The sequence below is a fragment of the Microbulbifer variabilis genome (genome assembly GCF_052468405.1).
The window spans coordinates 4,502,147-4,520,895 of the sequence record NZ_CP174343.1; the positions used below are offsets into that span (position 1 = coordinate 4,502,147).

Genomic DNA, 18,749 nt, shown 5'->3' on the forward strand with positions numbered 1-18,749 from the left:
GGATCTTTTAGCCAGGGACCGCAGGAGAGCGTAGCGCAAAGCTTTGAGCATTTTTTGCCCATAACAGGTAGAGCTTTGGAACTACCTGTGGTCCCCCAATCGATAGTGACGAGGAATTCTATGGGTAGCAGTCTGTATCAGTTGGATGAGTTCAAAGACAACTGTGGTTTTGGTCTGATCGCTCATTTGCATGGTGTGGCGAGCCACAAATTAGTGCAGACAGCCATAGAGTCCCTTACCTGCATGACCCACCGCGGTGGTATCGCTGCCGATGGAAAAACCGGCGATGGCTGTGGCCTCCTGTTACAGAAGCCTGATGCATTTCTGCGCGGCGAAGCCCGCGACCTACTTAATGCTGAACTGACGGACGTCTATGCGGTAGGTTCGGTAATGTTGCCCCTCGATGAAGGCGAAGCCCAAAACGCCCGCCGAACAATAGAGAAAGAGCTGGAAGCCCAGACCTTGCAAGTCGTCGGCTGGCGCACCGTGCCAACCAATCCAGAGTGTCTAGGGCCTATTGCCCATGACTGCCAGCCTCGCTTCGAGCAACTGCTGATCAATGATGCCGAGGCGCCTCTGGGAGAGGCCCGTTTCAATGCGCGTTTATATGTTGCACGGCGCAAGGCCGAGCAGCAGCTGAATAGTGATGTATATATTGCCAGCCTCTCAACCAGTGTCCTCTCCTACAAGGGCTTGATGATCCCGGCAGACCTGCCAAAGTTTTTTCCAGAGTTAGCCGATCCGCGCCTGGAAACTGCAATTTGTGTGTTTCACCAGCGCTTTTCTACTAATACCATGCCGCGCTGGCCATTGGCGCAGCCTTTTAGGATGTTGGCGCACAATGGCGAGATCAATACCATTACCGGCAACCGCAACTGGTCGGTAGCGCGTACCAACAAGTTTGTTACTGAGTTGATCCCGGAGCTGAATGAGCTGACCCCTCTGGTAAACCGTGAGGGCTCCGACTCTTCCAGTCTGGATAACATGCTGGAAATGCTGCTTGCTGGCGGGATGGAGTTACACCGTGCACTGCGCATGCTGGTACCCCCTGCGTGGCAAAATGTTGAGGGCATGGACGCAGATCTGCGCGCCTTCTACGAATATATTTCCATGCATATGGAGCCCTGGGATGGACCTGCCGGCCTGGTAATGACGGATGGCCGCTATGCCGTATGTACACTCGACCGCAATGGTCTGCGCCCATCCAGGTGGGTGATTACCAAAGACGATATTATTACCGTGGCCTCAGAGATTGGGGTTTACGATTACGCGCCTGAAGATGTGGTGGCCAAGGGGCGCCTGGGGCCAGGTCAGATGCTTTCTGTGGATACTCTGGAGGGCAAGCTGTTCCACACTGCTGATATCGACAATATGCTCAAGCGCGCCCAGCCCTATAAGCGCTGGTTGAAAGAGAAGGCGCGACGCATTCGCTCAAAACTGGTTACCGCCCCTGTAGATAACAATTTCTCCCATCAGCAGTTCAAGGTTTACCAAAAACTGTTCAGCTCTTCTCTGGAGGAGCGCGATAAGGTAGTGCGCCCGATGGCGGAAGCCGGCCAGGAAGCGGTTGGTTCCATGGGGGACGATACGCCGATGGCGGTTTTATCCCGCTACAACCGCTCCCTTTACGATTACTTTCGCCAGCAGTTTGCCCAGGTTACAAATCCGCCGATAGATCCGTTGCGCGAAACTGTGGTGATGTCCCTGGAGACCTGCCTGGGGCGTGAGAAATCTGTATTTGAAGAGACACCAGCACATGCAGACCGGGTGATACTGTCTTCCCCGGTTCTGTCCCACATGAAATACACCGCATTGCTATCCCTGGATCGCCCTGGCTTTGATGCGGAAATATTCGACCTGAATTACGACCCGGCGGAGCTGGGCCTGAAGGTTGCAATTGAGAGACTGTGCGCACGGGTTGAGGCCTCTGTCCGAGCCGGTACAGTTATTGTTGTGCTCTCTGACCGCGATATTCGCGAAGGTCAGCTGCCTATTGATGCGTTGCTCGCCACCGGTGCAGTACACCACCATTTGGTGCATGCGGGCCTACGTTGTGATTCCAATGTGGTGGTGGACACTGCCAGTGCTAGAGATCCACACCAGCTGGCTTGTCTGGTAGGTGTTGGCGCCACAGCTGTGCACCCCTATTTTTCTTACAGCATTATCAATCATCTGATCGATACCGGTGAATTGCTGCTGGATGCCGCAGAAGCGCAGAAGAATTATCGCAATGGCATTATCAAGGGTTTGCTGAAAATCCTATCGAAAATGGGAATTTCCACGGTGGCCTCGTATCGCGGCGCCCTTCTGTTCGAACTGGTGGGACTCTCCAGAGAAGTCGTGGATCTGTGTTTCCCCGGTGCGCCAACCCGTATCGAAGGTGCCGGTTTTGCTGAACTGGAGTCGGATATGGCATCGCGTGCCAGTATTGCCTGGAAGGCGCGCAAGCCGGTCTCTCCCGGAGGGCTGCACAAATACGTGCACGGTCAGGAGTACCACACTTTTAATCCGGATGTTGTGACCGCGCTGCGCCGCGCTGCCAGTACTGGGGACTATTCCGCTTGGCGTGATTATGCGGAATTGGTAAATCAGCGTCCGGTAGCAACCCTGCGGGATATGCTCGGATTCAAAGAAAATATTGAGTCAGTACCTCTGGAAGAGGTGGAGCCAGTTGCGGCAATTGTGCGCCGCTTTGATTCTGCCGCTATGTCTTTGGGGGCCCTGTCGCCCGAGGCTCATGAATCACTGGCCCAGGCAATGAACCGGCTGGGCGGCCGTTCCAATAGTGGTGAGGGTGGTGAAGACCCGGCACGCTTTGGCACTGATAAAGTCTCCAAGATCAAACAGATCGCCTCCGGTCGCTTCGGGGTGACACCGCACTATCTGGTGAATGCCGAAGTATTGCAGATCAAGGTGGCCCAGGGTGCCAAGCCCGGTGAAGGAGGTCAGTTGCCCGGCGGTAAGGTGAATGGCCTGATCGCACGCCTGCGTTATTCTGTGCCCGGTGTGACGCTAATTTCTCCGCCACCTCACCACGATATCTATTCCATCGAGGATCTTGCCCAGCTGATTTTCGATCTAAAGCAGGTCAATCCGGACGCGTTAGTGTCGGTGAAACTGGTTTCGCGCCCGGGCGTTGGCACCATCGCTGCAGGTGTGGCCAAGGCTTATGCGGATCTGATTACCATCTCTGGCTACGACGGCGGCACTGCGGCTAGCCCTATAACTTCTATCCGTTACGCGGGATCTCCATGGGAGCTGGGCTTAGCTGAAACCCATCAGACCCTTCGCGCGAATGATTTGCGCGACAAAGTGCGGGTGCAAACTGACGGTGGTTTAAAGAGCGGTCTCGATGTGATCAAAGCAGCCATCCTGGGAGCCGAGAGCTTTGGCTTTGGTACCGCACCTATGGTGGCCATTGGCTGTAAGTACCTGCGTATTTGTCACCTGAATAACTGTGCTACCGGCATTGCTACCCAGCGTAAGAATCTGCGTGATGAGCACTATATCGGCACTGCTGAGATGGCGATGAACTTCTTCCGCTTCGTTGCCGAAGAGACCCGGGAATGGATGGCGCGGTTGGGAGTGCGCAGCCTGGAAGAACTGGTTGGCCGCGTGGATCTGTTGCGTGTGTTGGAAGGAGAGACCGACAAACAGAAGAAGCTCGATCTTTCTCCACTGTTACATACCGATGAACTGCTCGATAGCAAACCGCAAACCTGCCAGTCTGCCAGGAATGAGCCCTGGGACAAGGGCGAACTGGCCGAGCGAATGGTGGAAGAGATTTTGCCTTCCATTGAGAAACTTGCTGGTGGCGAGTTCAGCTATGACATAACCAACTGCGACCGCTCCCTGGGGGCAAGGCTGTCCGGTGAGATCGCCAAGCGTCATGGTAATCAGGGCATGGTAGAAGCACCGATCAAGCTACAGCTTAACGGGGTGGCAGGGCAGTCGTTCGGTGTTTGGAATGCAGGTGGCTTGGAGATGTATCTGGAAGGGGATGCTAATGATTACGTCGGCAAAGGTATGGCCGGTGGCAAGCTGGTGATACGACCACCTGAAAACAGTACCTTCGCCTCCGAGGAGACCAGTATCGTCGGCAATACCTGTCTGTATGGCGCTACCGGGGGCAAGCTATTTGCTGCAGGCCGCGCTGGGGAGCGTTTTGCCGTGCGTAACTCTGGTGCTTTTGCCGTGGTAGAGGGAGCTGGCGATCATTGCTGTGAATATATGACCGGTGGCATGGTTGCAGTACTGGGTCGCACCGGCTTTAACTTTGGTGCCGGTATGACCGGTGGCTTTGCCTATGTGCTCGACCTGGAACGGGATTTCTTCGACCGTTGCAACCATGAGTTGATTGAGTTGCGCCGTATTAGCAGTGAAATTCTTGAGCCGCATCAGAGCCACCTGCGCGAGGTGATAGAAGAGTATGCCGCCGAAACCGGTAGCGCCTGGGGCGCGGAGCTACTGGATAACTTTGATGACTACCTGAGTCGTTTCTGGCTGGTAAAACCCAAGGCGGCGAGCCTTGCGGATCTACTTTCTGACGTGCGCAAGCGCGGCGAATAAGGCTGGGGTGGAGAAACAATATGAAAGACAGACTGAATAACGATTTCCAGTTTATCGACGTATCCCGCATCGATCCGCCAAAGAAGGACGTCATTACTCGCACTAATGAGTTTGTAGAAATCTACCAGCCCTTCAGTGAGAATCAGGTAGCTAGCCAAGCCCACCGTTGCCTGGACTGTGGCAATCCCTACTGTGAATGGAAGTGTCCGGTGCACAACTATATTCCCAACTGGCTGAAGCTAATCAGCGAGGGGAATGTGATTGAGGCGGCAGAGCTTTGCCATGAAACTAATACGTTGCCAGAAGTCTGTGGCCGCGTTTGCCCACAAGATCGCCTGTGTGAAGGTGCCTGCACCCTTAATGATGGTTTTGGTGCCGTAACTATCGGGAATGCGGAAAAGTATATTACCGATACAGCTTTTGCGCTGGGCTGGCGGCCGGATCTGAGTCATGTGGAAAAAACGGGCAAGAAGGTTGCGATTGTTGGTGCCGGCCCCGCGGGCCTGGGCTGCGCCGATATTCTCGTGCGCAATGGTGTGCAGCCGGTAGTATTCGACAAGCACCCGGAGATCGGCGGCTTAATTACTTTCGGTATCCCAGAGTTCAAGCTGGAAAAGTCAGTGATGCAGAAGCGTCGCGAGGTTTTTGTGGAGATGGGGGTGGAGTTTTGCCTCAATACCGAAGTGGGCAAGGACATCACCTTCGAGCAACTGCTCAGCGATTACGATGCGGTATTCCTTGGAATGGGTACCTACAACTATATGAAGGGCGGCTTCCCTGGTGAAGACCTCCCTGGGGTTCACGATGCCCTGCCATTTCTGGTGGCCAATGTGAACCGCAATATGGGGTGGGAGAAAGACCCCTCGGAATTTGTTCCTGTGGAGGGTAAGCGTGTGGTGGTACTCGGTGGTGGTGATACCGCTATGGACTGTAATCGCAGCTCCATTCGCCTAGGTGCCAAGAGCGTCACCTGCGCCTACCGCCGCGACGAACAAAATATGCCCGGCTCCCGCAGAGAAGTGGCCAATGCCAAAGAGGAGGGGGTGCAATTCCTATTTAACCGCCAGCCGGTGGAAATTGTCGGTGACGGCAAGGTCTCTGGAGTTAAGGTGGTGACAACGAAATTGGGTGAGCCAGATGAGAATGGCCGCCGTCGCCCACAAGTTGTGCCTGAATCGGAGGAAGTGATCCCCGCCGATATTGTATTGGTTGCCTTCGGCTTCCGCCCGAGCCCCGCGGAGTGGTTTACTGAACACAATATTGCAGTCGCCGATTGGGGTGGCGTTGTCGCTCCGGAAAAGCAGAAGTACAAGTTTCAGACTTCAAATGAGAAGGTCTTCGCTGGCGGTGATATGGTGCGCGGCTCCGATTTGGTGGTTACCGCTATTTGGGAGGGGCGTCAGGCCGGTGAGGGTATCCTCGACTACCTGGATATCTGATGGACCTCGCAGGATAGGAGAGGGTGACACCCCTCTCCATACTTTTCTTTGTTGATCTTCCCTATCAGCTCAAGGCTGCGCACCGCTATATTTTTGCCACTCTATTTATAGTGGCCCCGCCCCCTGTACAATGGCCGCTTTTTTAGCCCGCTCGGTGTGCTTATGTCTGATATTAAATCGCCCGAATTGAAAAACGATCGTTTCCTTCGCGCCCTGCTACGCCAGCCTGTGGATCGAACACCAGTGTGGATGATGCGCCAGGCGGGTCGCTATCTGCCAGAGTATCGTGCCAGCCGTGCCGAAGCTGGTAGTTTTATGGACCTGTGCCGCAACACCGAGCTGGCTTGCGAGGTGACACTGCAACCTTTGGAGCGCTACCCTCTGGATGCGGCAATCCTATTTTCCGATATCCTTACTATCCCCGATGCCATGGGGCTGGGCCTCTATTTTTCTGAGGGCGAAGGCCCGAAATTCCACAAGCCTCTGCGCACTGCGGCAGATATTGAGTCACTGGAAGTGGTTAACAGCGAGCGGGACCTGGATTATGTGATGAATGCCGTGTCCACCATTCGCCGAGAGCTGAATGGGCGTGTACCACTGATCGGTTTTTCCGGTAGTCCTTGGACTCTGGCCACCTATATGATTGAGGGTGGCTCCAGCAAAGATTTCGCTCGCTGCAAAGAAATGCTCTATAACCGTCCTGAGTTGATGCACCAGCTGCTATCAGTATTGGCCGATTCCGTAACCGACTACCTGAATGCGCAGATACGTGCCGGTGCCCAAGCTGTGCAGATCTTTGATACCTGGGGTGGAGCGCTGAGCCACAGTGCCTACCGCGAGTTCTCCCTGCAGTATATGGCGCGTATCCTGGGCGGCTTGATTAAGGAGGTCGACGGCCGTCGTGTGCCCGCCATCCTGTTCACCAAAGGCGGTGGGCAGTGGTTGGAGGCGATGGCGGAAACTGGTGCCGATGCATTGGGCCTGGATTGGACTACAGATATTGGCAGTGCCCGTGCCCGTGTCGGTGAACGAGTTGCCCTACAGGGTAACCTTGATCCCTCAGTCCTCTATGCCAGCCCCGAGCGTATCCGCCAGGAAGTGGAAACTATCCTGCAGGCATTCGGTCATGGTAGTGGCCATGTATTTAACCTCGGTCACGGAATTACTCCAAAGGTCGATCCCGCCCATGCCGGTGCCATGATTGAGGCGGTAGTAGAGCTTTCTGCGAAGTATCACGCTTAATGGTGGTAACTAGTGTCTGAGTCTGTGAATGCAGTCTCACTTTGGGCGGGTGCTCGCCAATATCTCTCCGTGATATAAATGTGCGCCTGCCCAGAGGGTTCCGAGTTAGGCACCCTGCTCCTTGGCATTGGGCGGCTTTCAGAAAATTATCTCAGTGGTCGGCACCTCTCCAAGTGGCAATCGAACAGGCAAAAATCTCCGTCGGTGACCTACAGCGCGGCATGTTTGTTTCCAGGCTGGACAGGCCCTGGACACGAACACCTTTTGCGCTGCAGGGCTTTTATATCCGCGACCTGGAGGAAATACGGCAGCTGCAAAAATGCTGCCGCTTTGTCTATGTAGATGTTCACAAGACCGTTGGTAGCGCTGGTGCGACCCTACGCCGCCTGGTTGGTGGCAGCGGTGCTGGTATAGTTGGTGAAGGTCGCACCCCCCGCGTTACTATCCCCTGTCGTCCAGTGGCAATTTCTCACAAAGCATACCCTCCGCCACAGCCTGCCCGGCGCGAAGCCAGTAATGCACGCAAACTGCATGGGCAGATATTGCAGGGCATGGGGCAGGTGATGGGGTTAGTGGCGAGCAACCGGCCGCTACCAGTACAACAGGTCAACCGGGTGGTGGAAGACCTTGTGGATAGTGTGTTGCGCAGCCCCGATGCTTTCGCCTGGCTGGCTCGGGTGCGGGATAAAGATGAGCATACCTATAGCCACTCGGTGAGGGCGAGTATCTGGGCAGTACTGTTTGGCCGCCATATCGGTTTAGGGCGACGTGAACTATTACAGCTGGGGGTGGCGACTCTTCTAAAGGATGTCGGTAAATTGGCTATCCCTGCGGAAGTGTTGCAGATGAAGCAACGAGATCCACGCAGTGAGCTGGAGTATCGAAAGTTTGTGCTGCACAGTGCGAATATGCTTGCTGCCGATGTACAGATGGACCCACAAGTAATTAATATTGTTCGCTGCCACCGCGAACGTCACGATGGAAGTGGTTATCCGAAAGGCCTGCGGGGTGACAAGATTCCCGTGTTAGCGCGTATGTGCGGGATTGTGACCTTTTACGATGAAGCAACTAACCCCCGTGGTGTTAGCGAACCTATAGCTCCATCTCGTGCCGTGGCGGGCCTGTATGACTTGCGAGGTATCGCCTACCAGGAGCAGCTGGTAGTGGAGTTTATTCAGGCGATAGGCCTTTACCCAACGGGTACCCAGGTGGAGCTTTCCAATGGTGAAGTGGGCGTGGTAGTGGAGCAAACTTACGATCGTCGCCTTAGGCCGAAGGTGATGATTGTACTGGATGAGAACAAGCGCCAATTGAATAAGCCTCGCCTTCTCGACCTGGCTGAGACTGAGGATCGTGCGAAGAAGCTGATTGAGCGAGGAAAGATGAGTGCTCAGGCGCAAGTGAGTATTTTGCGTGATATCGAGCCCGGCGCTTACCCCCAGGTGGATACTGCTGCGGTGCGGGATACTTATTTATTTAAAGGTAATGGGCAGCTATTCCGTTTGATTTCCCGCCTGGCGAAATAACTGCTGCTACTCACTACCCAGACTATCCACGATGGGCGGTTTATGCCGCCCCTCTCAAGTTCAGTCATTCTCAGCGATAAGGTTTCCGAAATGCTCACCCATTCGTACGGTGGTTTCCGCATCCAATGAGTCCAGCCAGCGCACTTGCTCCTTGCCGAACAACATAATAACGGTGGATCCCAGTTTAAAGCGGCCCATCTCTTCGCCCTTTTTCAGGTGGATTGGTGCGGTGTCTAGATAATTGGTGCTACGCACATCGCGCTTGTGTGGGGTTACCTGGCCTGCCCATACGGTTTCGATACCGGCAACGATCATAGCGCCGACAAGAATCATAGCCATGGGGCCTGCTGCAGTATCGAATACACACACCAGCCGCTCATTGCGGGCGAACAGGCGAGGAACATTTTCCGCTGTCACTGTGTTGACTGAAAAGAGTTGGCCCGGCACATAGATCATGCTGCGCAAGGTGCCGGCCATAGGCATATGCACACGGTGGTAATCCTTGGGCGACAGATAAACTGTGGCGAAATGGCCGTCGTTAAACTGTGCTGCCAGCTCCGGATCACCGCCCACAAGTTCGAGCAGGCTGTAATCGTGTCCCTTGGCCTGGAATATGCGGCCGTTGTGAATGCCTCCCAGCTGACTGATGGCACCATCCGCCGGGCAAGCAAGGCTGTGCTCACCGCTGACGATTGGGCGTACGCCTTCTTTTAGTTCGCGGGTGAAAAAATCGTTAAAGGTGCGATAGGCGGTACAGTCGGTCTCCTTTGCCTCCTGCATATTGACACCGTACTTATCCACAAACCAGCGGGTGAAGGGATCTTTGATCGATTTGATTTGTGTGTTCGCCAGCCAGCCGGCAGCACGTGAAAAGGCATGCTGTGGGGTCAGGTATTGCAGTGTGGCAAAGAGTTTTGGATTCATAGAATTACAACGTTTCTTGGTGATTCTTACTGTTCTACCGGTGTATCGGGCAGGTTACCCCACTCGCTCCAGGAACCGGGATAGGCGTGTATATCAAAGCCCAGGGATTTACCCACCAGCCAGGTGAAGCCAGAGCGGTGATGGCTTTGGCAATGGGTAACGATTTTGTGCTTGTCGTCAATTCCCAGCTTGGCAAGAAATTCCCGTGCATCGGTGCGGATACGCAAGTCGCGCTGAGGATCCATTAGCTGGGTCCACTCGCAGTTGATAGCTCCGGGAATATGGCCACCTTTCATGGCTAATACCCGTTCACCAGAATATTCCTGCGGTGAGCGCGCATCCCAAATAATGAAATCCGGGTTGCCTAGTTGTGCCTGGATTTGTTCGGCGTCAATGGACGGGGTTGAATCGATGGATATTTCGATATCGCTGGGGTTGGCTTGTGATTCGTCAGTGGAGAGAGGCAGGCCAGCACTGCGCCAGGCGTGCATACCACCATTCAGATAGCTGTAGTTATGGTGGCCTATCATCTCCAAGGTCCACAGAAAGCGTCCAGCCCAGCCGCCTCCTTCATCGTCGCAGGCGACGACATGGGTTTCTGGGCGCAAGCCAATTGCGCGGAATATTCGGGTCAATTGTTCCAGGTCTGGCAATTTACCGGGCGCTGGAGGGGTACCGGCCATCAAAGCCTGGAAAGGCAGGTGCAAGGCGCCGGGAATATGGCCGCTCAAATAGTTTTGGTTGGAGCTGAGATCGACAATTAGCAGCTCCTCACGCTCTAGTTCGGCAGCGAGATCTTCCGCTTCGATAATCAGGTTCAAAATTTATTCTCCGATTCCAGGCTGTTGCGCAGGTGTAAGAAACTGTTCATGCGGCGTTCGGTGATGTCGCCACTGGACAGTGCTTTGTGGATGGCGCAACCGGGTTCACCCTGGTGACGGCAGTCCCTAAAGCGACAGTGGCCGATAAAGGGGCGGAACTCTACAAAACCTTCCAGCAGCGCAGTTTCCTCCATATGCCAGAGGCCAAATTCACGGATGCCAGGGGAGTCTATCAAATCGCCGCCACTTGGCAGGTGAAACAGTTCCGCCGCAGTAGTGGTGTGGGTGCCTTTCAAGGTGGCTTGTGAAAGCGCACCAGTACGTGCGCCGGCACTTGGGAGCAGTGCGTTCACCAATGATGATTTTCCCACGCCGGATTGTCCTACAAAAACACTGCTGCCCAGGGCCAGGGTTTCCAGTAATTGGGGTAAGCCCTCACCGGTTTTCGTGGAGAGTTTTAGTACCGGATAACCCAGGTCTGGGTAAGGGGCCAGCAACTCATCCAGTGCTTCGCGGTTACTGTCGTTGATCAGGTCGATTTTGTTGAGCAATAAAATAGGTGGAATGCCGGTGGTTTCTGCCGCTACCAGGTAGCGATCGATAGCATTGGCGAAGGGCTCGGGATAGGGTGCTATAACGATGACAATACGATCGATATTGGCGGCGACGGTTTTTAAATCGCCGTAGCGATCTGGTCGCTGTAATTCCGATGTACGGGGTAGGCGTGCACCGACCACACCATACCCACCATCGCTGTCACTCGTGGCCGGGCGCCAGGCAACATGATCGCCGGTAACCAATGTCTCAATATTGGCGCGCAGGTGGCAGCGCTGGCGCAGGGAGGAATCACTTTCACTCTCTACCAATATCTGGGTGCCATAATTGGCGATCACCAGGCCGGTCTGTTCCTGGGCCAGCTGACCTTCATCCATCGCTTGTTCCGCCGACTGCTCGCGCTTGCGCGCGCGGGCCTCGCGTTCCTGCTGGATTTTGGCGATACGCCATTGCTGGCGCCGGTTCAATTTGCGTTTACTCATGCATTGGTACCTGGGGATCAGCGGCGGATTATAGCTATTGCCGGGTAGTTACGGTAACTTGCGCGGAAAGTTTGAGGAGACCCCCTGTGGATCAGAACAACCTGATCTGGATCGATCTGGAGATGACCGGCCTCGATCCAGAGAAAGAGCGCATAATCGAGATTGCTACCATTGTGACCGATTCGCGCCTAAATGTTCTCGCTGAAGGCCCTGCAATGGTAATTCATCAGAGTGATGCTCTGTTGAATGCAATGGATGATTGGAACACTGAACAACACGGTGGTTCTGGTCTGGTAGCACGGGTGAAGGAGTCGACCATATCCGAGCGAGAAGCGGAGCGTGAAACTATTGAATTCTTGCGCCACTGGGTACCGGAGGGTGCGTCCCCTATGTGTGGTAACTCTATTGGCCAAGACCGCCGCTTTTTAGTCAAATATATGCCGCAGTTGGAATCCTACTTCCACTATCGCAACCTGGATGTGAGTTCGGTGAAGGAGCTGGCCAGGCGCTGGCGCCCGGAAGTGCTGGAAGGGGTAAAGAAGCACAGTAACCACCTGGCTCTTGATGATATCCGCGATTCGATCGGAGAGCTGCGCCATTACCGCGAGACTTTTTTTCGTCTCTAACTCTTGCCCCTTAGCTTTGCGTGTCGCTGCGCGGTCTAGGTGGGAGCGCGCTTGATCTTGCGCTTGCGCTTTCGGCCACCACGCAGGCGTGCCAGGGCCCAGTCAATATGTTCAAGCACTAATGGCGTGGCGGTTTGCCGCGCTTGTTCCAGGGTGTCCAGGACTCTATCGACGGGTTCGCCATTGCCGAGGGCAACCGCCAGATTGCGTTGCCAGCGTTCGTAACCAATACGGCGAATGGGGGAGCCTTCAGTTTTGCGCAGAAACTCCTCTTCGCTCCAGTTGAATAGTGCCAACAGCTCGCCGTTATCCAGTCCGTGGCGTGGGTGGAAATCCTGTTCGGCGGTGGGTTTGGCGAATTTGTTCCAGGGGCAGATCGTCTGGCAGTCATCGCAGCCAAATACACGGTTTCCGATGGGCTCGCGAAATTCTTCGGGTATCGGCCCTTTATTTTCGATGGTCAGGTAGGAGATACAGCGGCCCGCATCCAGGGTTCGAGGACCGATAAAGGCATCGGTTGGGCATACCCGGAGACAGGCCACGCAGTCGCCGCACTCATCGACGAAGTCACCTTCGTCGATAGGTAGCGGTAGGTTGGTATAGATTTCTCCGAGGAAAAAGAACGAGCCGGCTTTAGAGTTAATCAGTAGGCAGTTCTTGCCCACCCAGCCGAGTCCGGCTTTGCGAGCTAATGCCCTTTCCAATACCGGGGCGCTATCGGTAAATGCACGCCCTTTGGATTCGATCCCGTGCTCGGCACAAAAAGCATCAATTTTCTTGGCCAGGTTAGCCAGGCGTTTGCGAATCAGCTTGTGGTAATCGCGCCCATTGGCATAACGTGAGACATAGGCTTTACTGGAGTCTTTCAGTATTTTGATGGGTTGGGTATCCGGTGGAAGGTAGTCGAGACGCACACTGATGGCGCGGATAGTACCTTCCTCCAGGAGTGCTGGGCGCCAGCGCTTTTCCCCATGAGCACCCATCCATTCCATATCTGCGCTGTAACCGGCATCAATCCATGCGCGTAGGCGCTCGCCATCCTCCTCCAGCTGGCAATCAGTAATGCCAACTTGCTGGAAGCCCAGCTTCCGCCCCCAGGTTTTAATCAGGTTGGCTAATTCTGCGAGCAGTGAATCGGTCATAGGTAAAAGCGGCTCGATATCCCAGGCAAGCACATTGACTGGCCGGGGCGGTATACTCTGCTGACAGAGCAACTGACAGCGATGCAATCGCCTATTTTGCCACAGATGAATTCTTGACCACATTGCGGGAGCCGCATGGATACGCCTCAATCTCTGTACAGTGCCGAATCGGTACGGGAACTCGACCGACAAACCATAGCTGCGCTGGAAATTCCCTCTATTCAATTAATGAAACGCGCCGGCCGCGCGGCCTTCAAGCATTTGCAGGCACAGTGGCCCGATATTGGCCGAATACAGGTCTTTTGTGGCGGTGGTAATAACGGTGGGGATGGCTATGTGATTGCGGCCCTGGCTGCGCAGAAAAAGATCCCGGTTACGGTTTATGCCTGTACTGAGCCGGGCAAGCTGAAAGGTGATGCGCGAGAAGCCTGTGAATATGCCCTTCGAGAAGGCGTACAGGTGTTGACTTCCTTAGCAGAGTTGGACAATGCCGATGGCAATACCCTGATCGTGGATGCCCTGCTTGGTACTGGGTTTAGTGGGGCTTTGCGCGAGGATGTCGCCCATGCGGTGGAGAGAATTAAGAAGAGTCCTGGGCCGATATTGGCTGTGGATATCCCGTCCGGTCTAAGCGCCGATACGGGAACCGCTGACCTCGCTGTACATGCGGATATGACGGTGACTTTTATCGGGCGCAAACTCGGCCTCTATTGTGGTCGAGGCCCGGCGCTATGCGGTGAGGTCCAGTTCGAGGATCTGGGCGCGCCAGCGCAGGCCTACTGTGATGTTGATGTCTCAGTGCACCGCTACACGGCGGAGGGTATTAAACGCTTGCCAGTGCGTGCTGCGGACAGCTTTAAAAACCAGTTTGGCCATATTCTGATCGTTGGAGGCGATAGCGGCTTTGGCGGTGCTGCACTTATGGCTGCTCAGTCCAGCGCGCGGGCTGGAGCCGGTCTGATTTCTCTGGCGACTCGCCCTGAGCACCTCTCTGCAGCTTTGACTCGTTGCCCTGAAGTTATGGCTTATCCGGTAATTTCCGGCCAGGAGCTGGAGCCACTGCTGGACGGCCCCAGTGTTATAGCTGTTGGTCCCGGCCTCGGGCGCTCGCCCTGGAGCGAACAGCTGTTAGCCCGCGCGGGGCGAGCAGAGGTGCCATTAGTGGTGGATGCGGATGGGTTAAATATCCTGTCCGAAGGGCGGGTATTGGCCGGCGTGAAACGGAATGATTGGGTACTGACGCCCCATGTGGGAGAGGCGGCACGCCTGCTCGGTTGTGACACTGCCGATGTACTGGTCGATCCCCGTGAAGCAGCTGCCGCAGTTCAGGAGAAGTTCAGTGGTGTGGTGATACTTAAGGGCGCAGGTACCCTGATTGCCCACGATGGTGGTGTAGATCTGATAAATAGCGGTAATCCGGGTATGGCCTCTGGTGGTATGGGCGATCTGCTTACCGGTATCGTCGCTGCACTGATCGGGCAGCACCTGCCCCTGGTTGAAGCGGCCCGTCTGGCAGTTTGGCTGCATGGAGAAGCCGGTAATCGCGCTGCTGAGGATGGCCAGCGAGGTTTGTTGGCCACCGATTTATTGCCTTGGATTCGACGGTTGGTAGATTGATAGTGAGTGAACTCAAAATACATTTGGCGGACGAAGAAGCAACAGTCGCCAGTGGAGAGGCGCTGGGGCGCGCATGCCTGGCCAGTGGCCTGCAGCATGGACTGACCTTGTATCTGAATGGCCAGTTGGGTGCTGGGAAAACCACTTTTTGCCGTGGCGTGTTAAGGGCTTTTGGTCATGACGGCGCAGTAAAGAGTCCCACCTATACGTTGGTGGAGCCCTATGAGCTGGGTACGCAACGGGTTTATCACTTTGATCTATACCGGCTGGGTGACGCCGAGGAGCTGGAGTTTATGGGGGTGCGGGATTATTTCGCTGCCCACAGTCTGAGTCTGGTGGAGTGGCCGGAGCGCGGTGCTGGTGTTTTACCGGAGCCGGATTTGCAATTGGACCTGGAGGTGCCAGATAGCGGAAGACAGTTATTGCTGATTGCTCACTCCAAACAGGGCACAGCAGTGCTCGATACGCTGGAAAAATTGCTGCAATAGTATCGGCAGACCTTAATTCGAGGGTGTGTGAATAACAATAAGCGAAAGGACTGAGATGTAATGAGTTTGATGTGGCGGTCACTTTTGGCCCTGATTTTTGGGCTGGTGATAGTAGTGCCGTTAAAGGCGGCAGAAGTGGAAGGTGTACGCCTGTGGCGTGCGCCGGATCACACACGCCTGGTTTTTGATTTGAGTGGGCCGGCGGAGCACAAGCTCTTTACCCTGAGTGGACCACACCGGGTAGTGGTGGATATTACTGATACCAAATTGAAAGCTCAGTTGGATGCACTGGATTTAAAAGACACCCCTATTGCTCAGGTACGTCACGCGCGCCACAACAAGAAAGATCTGCGTGTGGTGCTCGATCTCAAACAGCAGATCAATCCACGTAGTTTTGCCCTGCGTCGCCACGAGAAATTACCAGATCGACTGGTAATCGATCTTTACGACAAAGTTGAAAACCAAGAAAAAACTCTACTACAAGTAAGTAGTGAACGAGATATCGTTATTGCTGTAAATGCTGGTCACGGGGGCGAGGATCCGGGGGCTCTAGGTCCTGGAGGTCTGCGGGAGAAGGATGTAGTGCTGGCGATCGCGCGCAAACTTCAGCGGGAACTCGATCGAGAGCGGGGGTTTAGCGCGAAATTGGTAAGAACAGGTGATTATTTTATCCCCCTGAGACAGCGAGTGAAAAAAGGGCGCAAAATGCGCGCTGATTTATATGTCTCGATTCACGCCGATGCCTTTACCCGTAAAGAGGCTCGTGGTGCTGGTGTCTACGCAGTTTCCTCTCGAGGAGCGACCAGTGAGACGGCTCGCTTCTTGGCCCAGCGAGAAAATGAGTCTGATTTAATTGGGGGAGCGGGAGACCTGAGTCTGGATGACAAGGATGATACTCTTGCCGGGGTGTTATTGGACCTGTCGATGACTGCGACTATGAATGCGAGTCTTGACGTTGGTGCCAGCGTACTGAGCTCCCTGGGGAGTTTTACCCATTTGCACAAAAAGAAAGTGGAGCAGGCAAATTTCTCAGAGCTACGTAATCCCGATGTACCTTCAATCCTCGTAGAAACAGGTTTTATCACTAATCCCTATGAGTCTCGACGCTTGAGTGACCCTAAATTCCAGCAGCGCATGGCAGAAAAACTCAGCGAAGGTATAGTGGGCTACTTCAGCCGTCGTCCACCGGCAGGCACTTGGCTAGCAGCTAACCAGGGCACCAAGTCGCGGCGTCATATAATTGCCCGAGGTGAGACACTATCCGGGATAGCTGCGCGGTATAATGTCTCTGTTACAGCCCTAATGAGGGCTAACGGCATTAAAAACTCAGTGATTCGCGTGGGTCAAACCCTGAGTATTCCCTCGGGGTAAGGTCGAATTCCATAGCCTTTCAGGCCGGTCAAATAAGCGTTAACAGGCCAGTGTCATGCACGAACGTATCCAGCAATTATCGCCCCGCCTTGCCAACCAAATCGCCGCTGGCGAGGTGGTAGAGCGCCCGGCTTCAGTTATCAAGGAGCTGCTGGAAAACAGTCTCGATGCAGGTGCCACGCGTTTGGAGGTGGATGTCGATAGCGGCGGTATCAAACGTATGAAAGTGCGCGATAACGGTAAAGGTATCGAACGCGAAGACCTGCCTATGGCTCTGGCCCGCCACGCTACTTCAAAGATTCATGTGTTGGAAGACCTCGAGGCTGTAGCGACCCTTGGTTTTCGCGGTGAGGCTCTCGCCAGTATTTCCTCAGTAGCGCGCTTGGCGCTGACCAGCAGCCGTGATGAGAGTGGCAAGGGTTGGCAGGTGAGTGCAGAAGGGCGTGATATGCAGGCGCAGCTATCCCCGGCTGCCCACCCTCGCGGTACCACCGTGGATGTGCGTGATCTATTTTTTAATACCCCTGCGAGACGCAAATTCCTGCGTACCGAGAAGACTGAATTTAACCGCATTGATGACACCATTAAGCGCTTGGCCCTGTCCCGTTTTGATGTCTCCATCAGTTTGCGCCATAACGGCAAAGGAGTGCATAACCTGCGAGCAGGCAGTGGCCGTGTTGAAATGGAACGCCGTGTTGCCCAGGTTTGCGGCCCGGCTTTTATGCAAAATGCCCTGCATATTGATGTGGAACGAAATGGTCTGCGTCTCTGGGGTTGGGTGGCTGAGCCTGCATTCTCACGCTCCCAGGCCGACTTGCAGTTTTTCTATGTCAATGGCCGTGCAATTCGCGACAAGGTAGTGAGCCATGCGGTGCGCCGTGCTTTTGCCGATGTGCTCTATCACGGTCGCCATCCTGCATTTGTACTCTACTTGGAACTGGACCCCGCATCAGTGGATGTTAACGTGCACCCAACCAAGCACGAGGTGCGCTTTCGCGATGGCCGTTTGGTGCATGATTTCCTGTTTGGCAGTTTGCACCGGGCCCTGGCTGATGTGCGACCAGGACAGCGTGAAGAGGCCGTAGAGGAGGCGGCTGAGGATACAGAAGTTGCGAGTGCAGACAGAGTTACTGGTATCCAGGCCGGGGAGTTTGCCGGACAGCAGAAGATGCCGCTGAGCAATAAACCTTCTCCTGGAAACCTGCAGCAGCAGATGAAGGCCTACGGTACTTTGCACCAACCCTATCAAGGGAGTGGAGCGGTGGCTGAGCTTGTAACTAGGGGGGCTGAATCTGGCAGTATGGCAGCGGTGGCACCGGCACCTCTGGGGGGGGAAGTAAGTTCTGGAGAAGAGGCGCCACCTCTGGGTTTTGCTATTGCCCAGTTGCACGGGATTTACATTCTCGCGCAGAACGAGCAGGGCATGGTTGTGGTGGATATGCATGCCGCCCATGAGCGTATTGTTTACGAGCAGATGAAGGTCGCTCACGCTGCCGGGGGTATCCAGGCCCAGCCGTTACTGGTGCCGGTGAGTCTTGCAGTAAGCCAGCGCGAAGCGGATTGCTTCGAGGAGCGCAGTGAAGTCTTTACGTCTCTTGGCTTTGTATTACAGCGCGCCGGTCCTGAGACCCTGCTGGTGCGCCAAGTGCCTACCATGTTGCATGGCGCGGAGGTGGAGCAGTTGGTGCGTGATGTCCTTTCCGATTTATTGGGGCAGGGTGATAGTGAACGTATCGGTGAGCGCATTAACGAAGTGCTTGGCACCATGGCCTGCCACGGTTCAGTGCGTGCCAATCGCCGCCTGACGGTGCCTGAAATGAATGCCCTGTTACGGGATATGGAGCGCACCGAGCGTAGCGGCCAGTGCAATCACGGCCGCCCCACCTGGACCCAGGTTAAACTGGCAGATATGGATAAGTGGTTTATGCGCGGTCAGTAGCCGTGAAC

13 protein-coding genes are annotated in these 18,749 nt (G+C 54.8%); 9 read left to right on the forward strand and 4 right to left on the reverse strand.

Features of this window, described 5'->3' with window-relative positions; translation table 11 throughout:
* The first annotated feature begins 120 nt into the window (after nt 1-120).
* The 4 genes from gltB to ACJJJB_RS20415 all read left to right on the forward strand — a co-directional run bounded on the left by gltB (nt 121) and on the right by ACJJJB_RS20415 (nt 8,776).
* Entirely contained in the window at nt 121-4,569 is a 4,449-nt protein-coding gene (gene gltB, locus ACJJJB_RS20400) for a glutamate synthase large subunit (protein WP_020413637.1), read from the forward strand.
* A gap of 20 nt (nt 4,570-4,589) precedes the next feature.
* A complete protein-coding gene (locus ACJJJB_RS20405; protein ID WP_020413636.1) occupies nt 4,590-6,008 on the forward strand; it encodes a glutamate synthase small subunit GltD family protein in 1,419 nt (472 codons plus the stop codon).
* A gap of 162 nt (nt 6,009-6,170) precedes the next feature.
* On the forward strand, nt 6,171-7,250 hold the full coding sequence (gene hemE / locus ACJJJB_RS20410; protein WP_020413635.1) for a uroporphyrinogen decarboxylase: 1,080 nt from the start codon (nt 6,171-6,173) through the stop codon (nt 7,248-7,250).
* Nucleotides 7,251-7,423: 173 nt separating this feature from the next.
* Nucleotides 7,424-8,776, forward strand: coding sequence for a cyclic di-GMP phosphodiesterase (locus tag ACJJJB_RS20415; protein ID WP_020413634.1), 1,353 nt, complete (start codon nt 7,424-7,426; stop codon nt 8,774-8,776).
* Between the two features lie 60 nt (nt 8,777-8,836).
* On the opposite strand, the gene asd is transcribed toward ACJJJB_RS20415, so the two are convergent.
* From asd to rsgA, 3 genes are read right to left on the reverse strand one after another with little or no spacing between them, the layout of a single operon-like run.
* A complete protein-coding gene (asd, locus tag ACJJJB_RS20420) occupies nt 8,837-9,700 on the reverse strand; it encodes an archaetidylserine decarboxylase (RefSeq protein WP_020413633.1) in 864 nt (287 codons plus the stop codon).
* A 26-nt stretch (nt 9,701-9,726) separates the two neighbouring features.
* Entirely contained in the window at nt 9,727-10,521 is a 795-nt protein-coding gene (locus ACJJJB_RS20425; RefSeq protein WP_020413632.1) for a sulfurtransferase, read from the reverse strand.
* Nucleotides 10,518-11,558 (reverse strand): small ribosomal subunit biogenesis GTPase RsgA, encoded by a 1,041-nt coding sequence (gene rsgA, locus ACJJJB_RS20430; RefSeq protein WP_282951882.1) that lies wholly within the window; start codon nt 11,556-11,558, stop codon nt 10,518-10,520. Before rsgA ends, ACJJJB_RS20425 begins: the two co-directional genes overlap by 4 nt.
* 86 nt (nt 11,559-11,644) lie before the next feature.
* Here rsgA and orn point away from each other — a divergent pair, with 86 nt between their 5' ends.
* A complete protein-coding gene (gene orn, locus ACJJJB_RS20435; protein ID WP_020413630.1) occupies nt 11,645-12,184 on the forward strand; it encodes an oligoribonuclease in 540 nt (179 codons plus the stop codon).
* A 35-nt stretch (nt 12,185-12,219) separates the two neighbouring features.
* On the opposite strand, the gene queG is transcribed toward orn, so the two are convergent.
* Nucleotides 12,220-13,326 carry a tRNA epoxyqueuosine(34) reductase QueG gene (gene queG / locus ACJJJB_RS20440; protein ID WP_444945824.1) on the reverse strand — a complete coding sequence of 369 codons (1,107 nt, stop codon included), beginning with the start codon at nt 13,324-13,326 and terminating at the stop codon, nt 12,220-12,222.
* A gap of 135 nt (nt 13,327-13,461) precedes the next feature.
* On the opposite strand from queG, the gene ACJJJB_RS20445 reads away from it, so the two are divergent.
* From ACJJJB_RS20445 to mutL, 4 genes are read left to right on the forward strand one after another with little or no spacing between them, the layout of a single operon-like run.
* A complete protein-coding gene (locus ACJJJB_RS20445) occupies nt 13,462-14,943 on the forward strand; it encodes an NAD(P)H-hydrate dehydratase (protein ID WP_282951880.1) in 1,482 nt (493 codons plus the stop codon).
* Nucleotides 14,944-14,945: 2 nt separating this feature from the next.
* Complete coding sequence (tsaE, locus tag ACJJJB_RS20450; RefSeq protein ID WP_020413627.1) at nt 14,946-15,431, forward strand: tRNA (adenosine(37)-N6)-threonylcarbamoyltransferase complex ATPase subunit type 1 TsaE; 486 nt, start codon at nt 14,946-14,948, stop codon at nt 15,429-15,431.
* A gap of 60 nt (nt 15,432-15,491) precedes the next feature.
* Nucleotides 15,492-16,802 (forward strand): N-acetylmuramoyl-L-alanine amidase, encoded by a 1,311-nt coding sequence (locus tag ACJJJB_RS20455; protein ID WP_020413626.1) that lies wholly within the window; start codon nt 15,492-15,494, stop codon nt 16,800-16,802.
* Between the two features lie 55 nt (nt 16,803-16,857).
* Nucleotides 16,858-18,741, forward strand: a complete 1,884-nt coding sequence (gene mutL, locus ACJJJB_RS20460; RefSeq protein ID WP_020413625.1) for a DNA mismatch repair endonuclease MutL — start codon at nt 16,858-16,860, stop codon at nt 18,739-18,741.
* The last annotated feature ends 8 nt before the right edge of the window (nt 18,742-18,749 follow it).

Excerpts from the sequence above, each read along its gene's own strand:
- hemE (WP_020413635.1), top strand. The coding sequence starts at position 6,171 with ATGTCTGATATTAAATCGCCCGAATTGAAAAACGATCGTTTCCTTCGC.
- gltB (WP_020413637.1), top strand. The coding sequence starts at position 121 with ATGGGTAGCAGTCTGTATCAGTTGGATGAGTTCAAAGACAACTGTGGT.
- ACJJJB_RS20455 (WP_020413626.1), top strand. The coding sequence starts at position 15,492 with ATGAGTTTGATGTGGCGGTCACTTTTGGCCCTGATTTTTGGGCTGGTG.
- rsgA (WP_282951882.1), bottom strand. The coding sequence starts at position 11,558 with ATGAGTAAACGCAAATTGAACCGGCGCCAGCAATGGCGTATCGCCAAA.
- asd (WP_020413633.1), bottom strand. The coding sequence starts at position 9,700 with ATGAATCCAAAACTCTTTGCCACACTGCAATACCTGACCCCACAGCAT.
- queG (WP_444945824.1), bottom strand. The coding sequence starts at position 13,326 with ATGACCGATTCACTGCTCGCAGAATTAGCCAACCTGATTAAAACCTGG.
- ACJJJB_RS20445 (WP_282951880.1), top strand. The coding sequence starts at position 13,462 with ATGGATACGCCTCAATCTCTGTACAGTGCCGAATCGGTACGGGAACTC.
- mutL (WP_020413625.1), top strand. The coding sequence starts at position 16,858 with ATGCACGAACGTATCCAGCAATTATCGCCCCGCCTTGCCAACCAAATC.
- ACJJJB_RS20405 (WP_020413636.1), top strand. The coding sequence starts at position 4,590 with ATGAAAGACAGACTGAATAACGATTTCCAGTTTATCGACGTATCCCGC.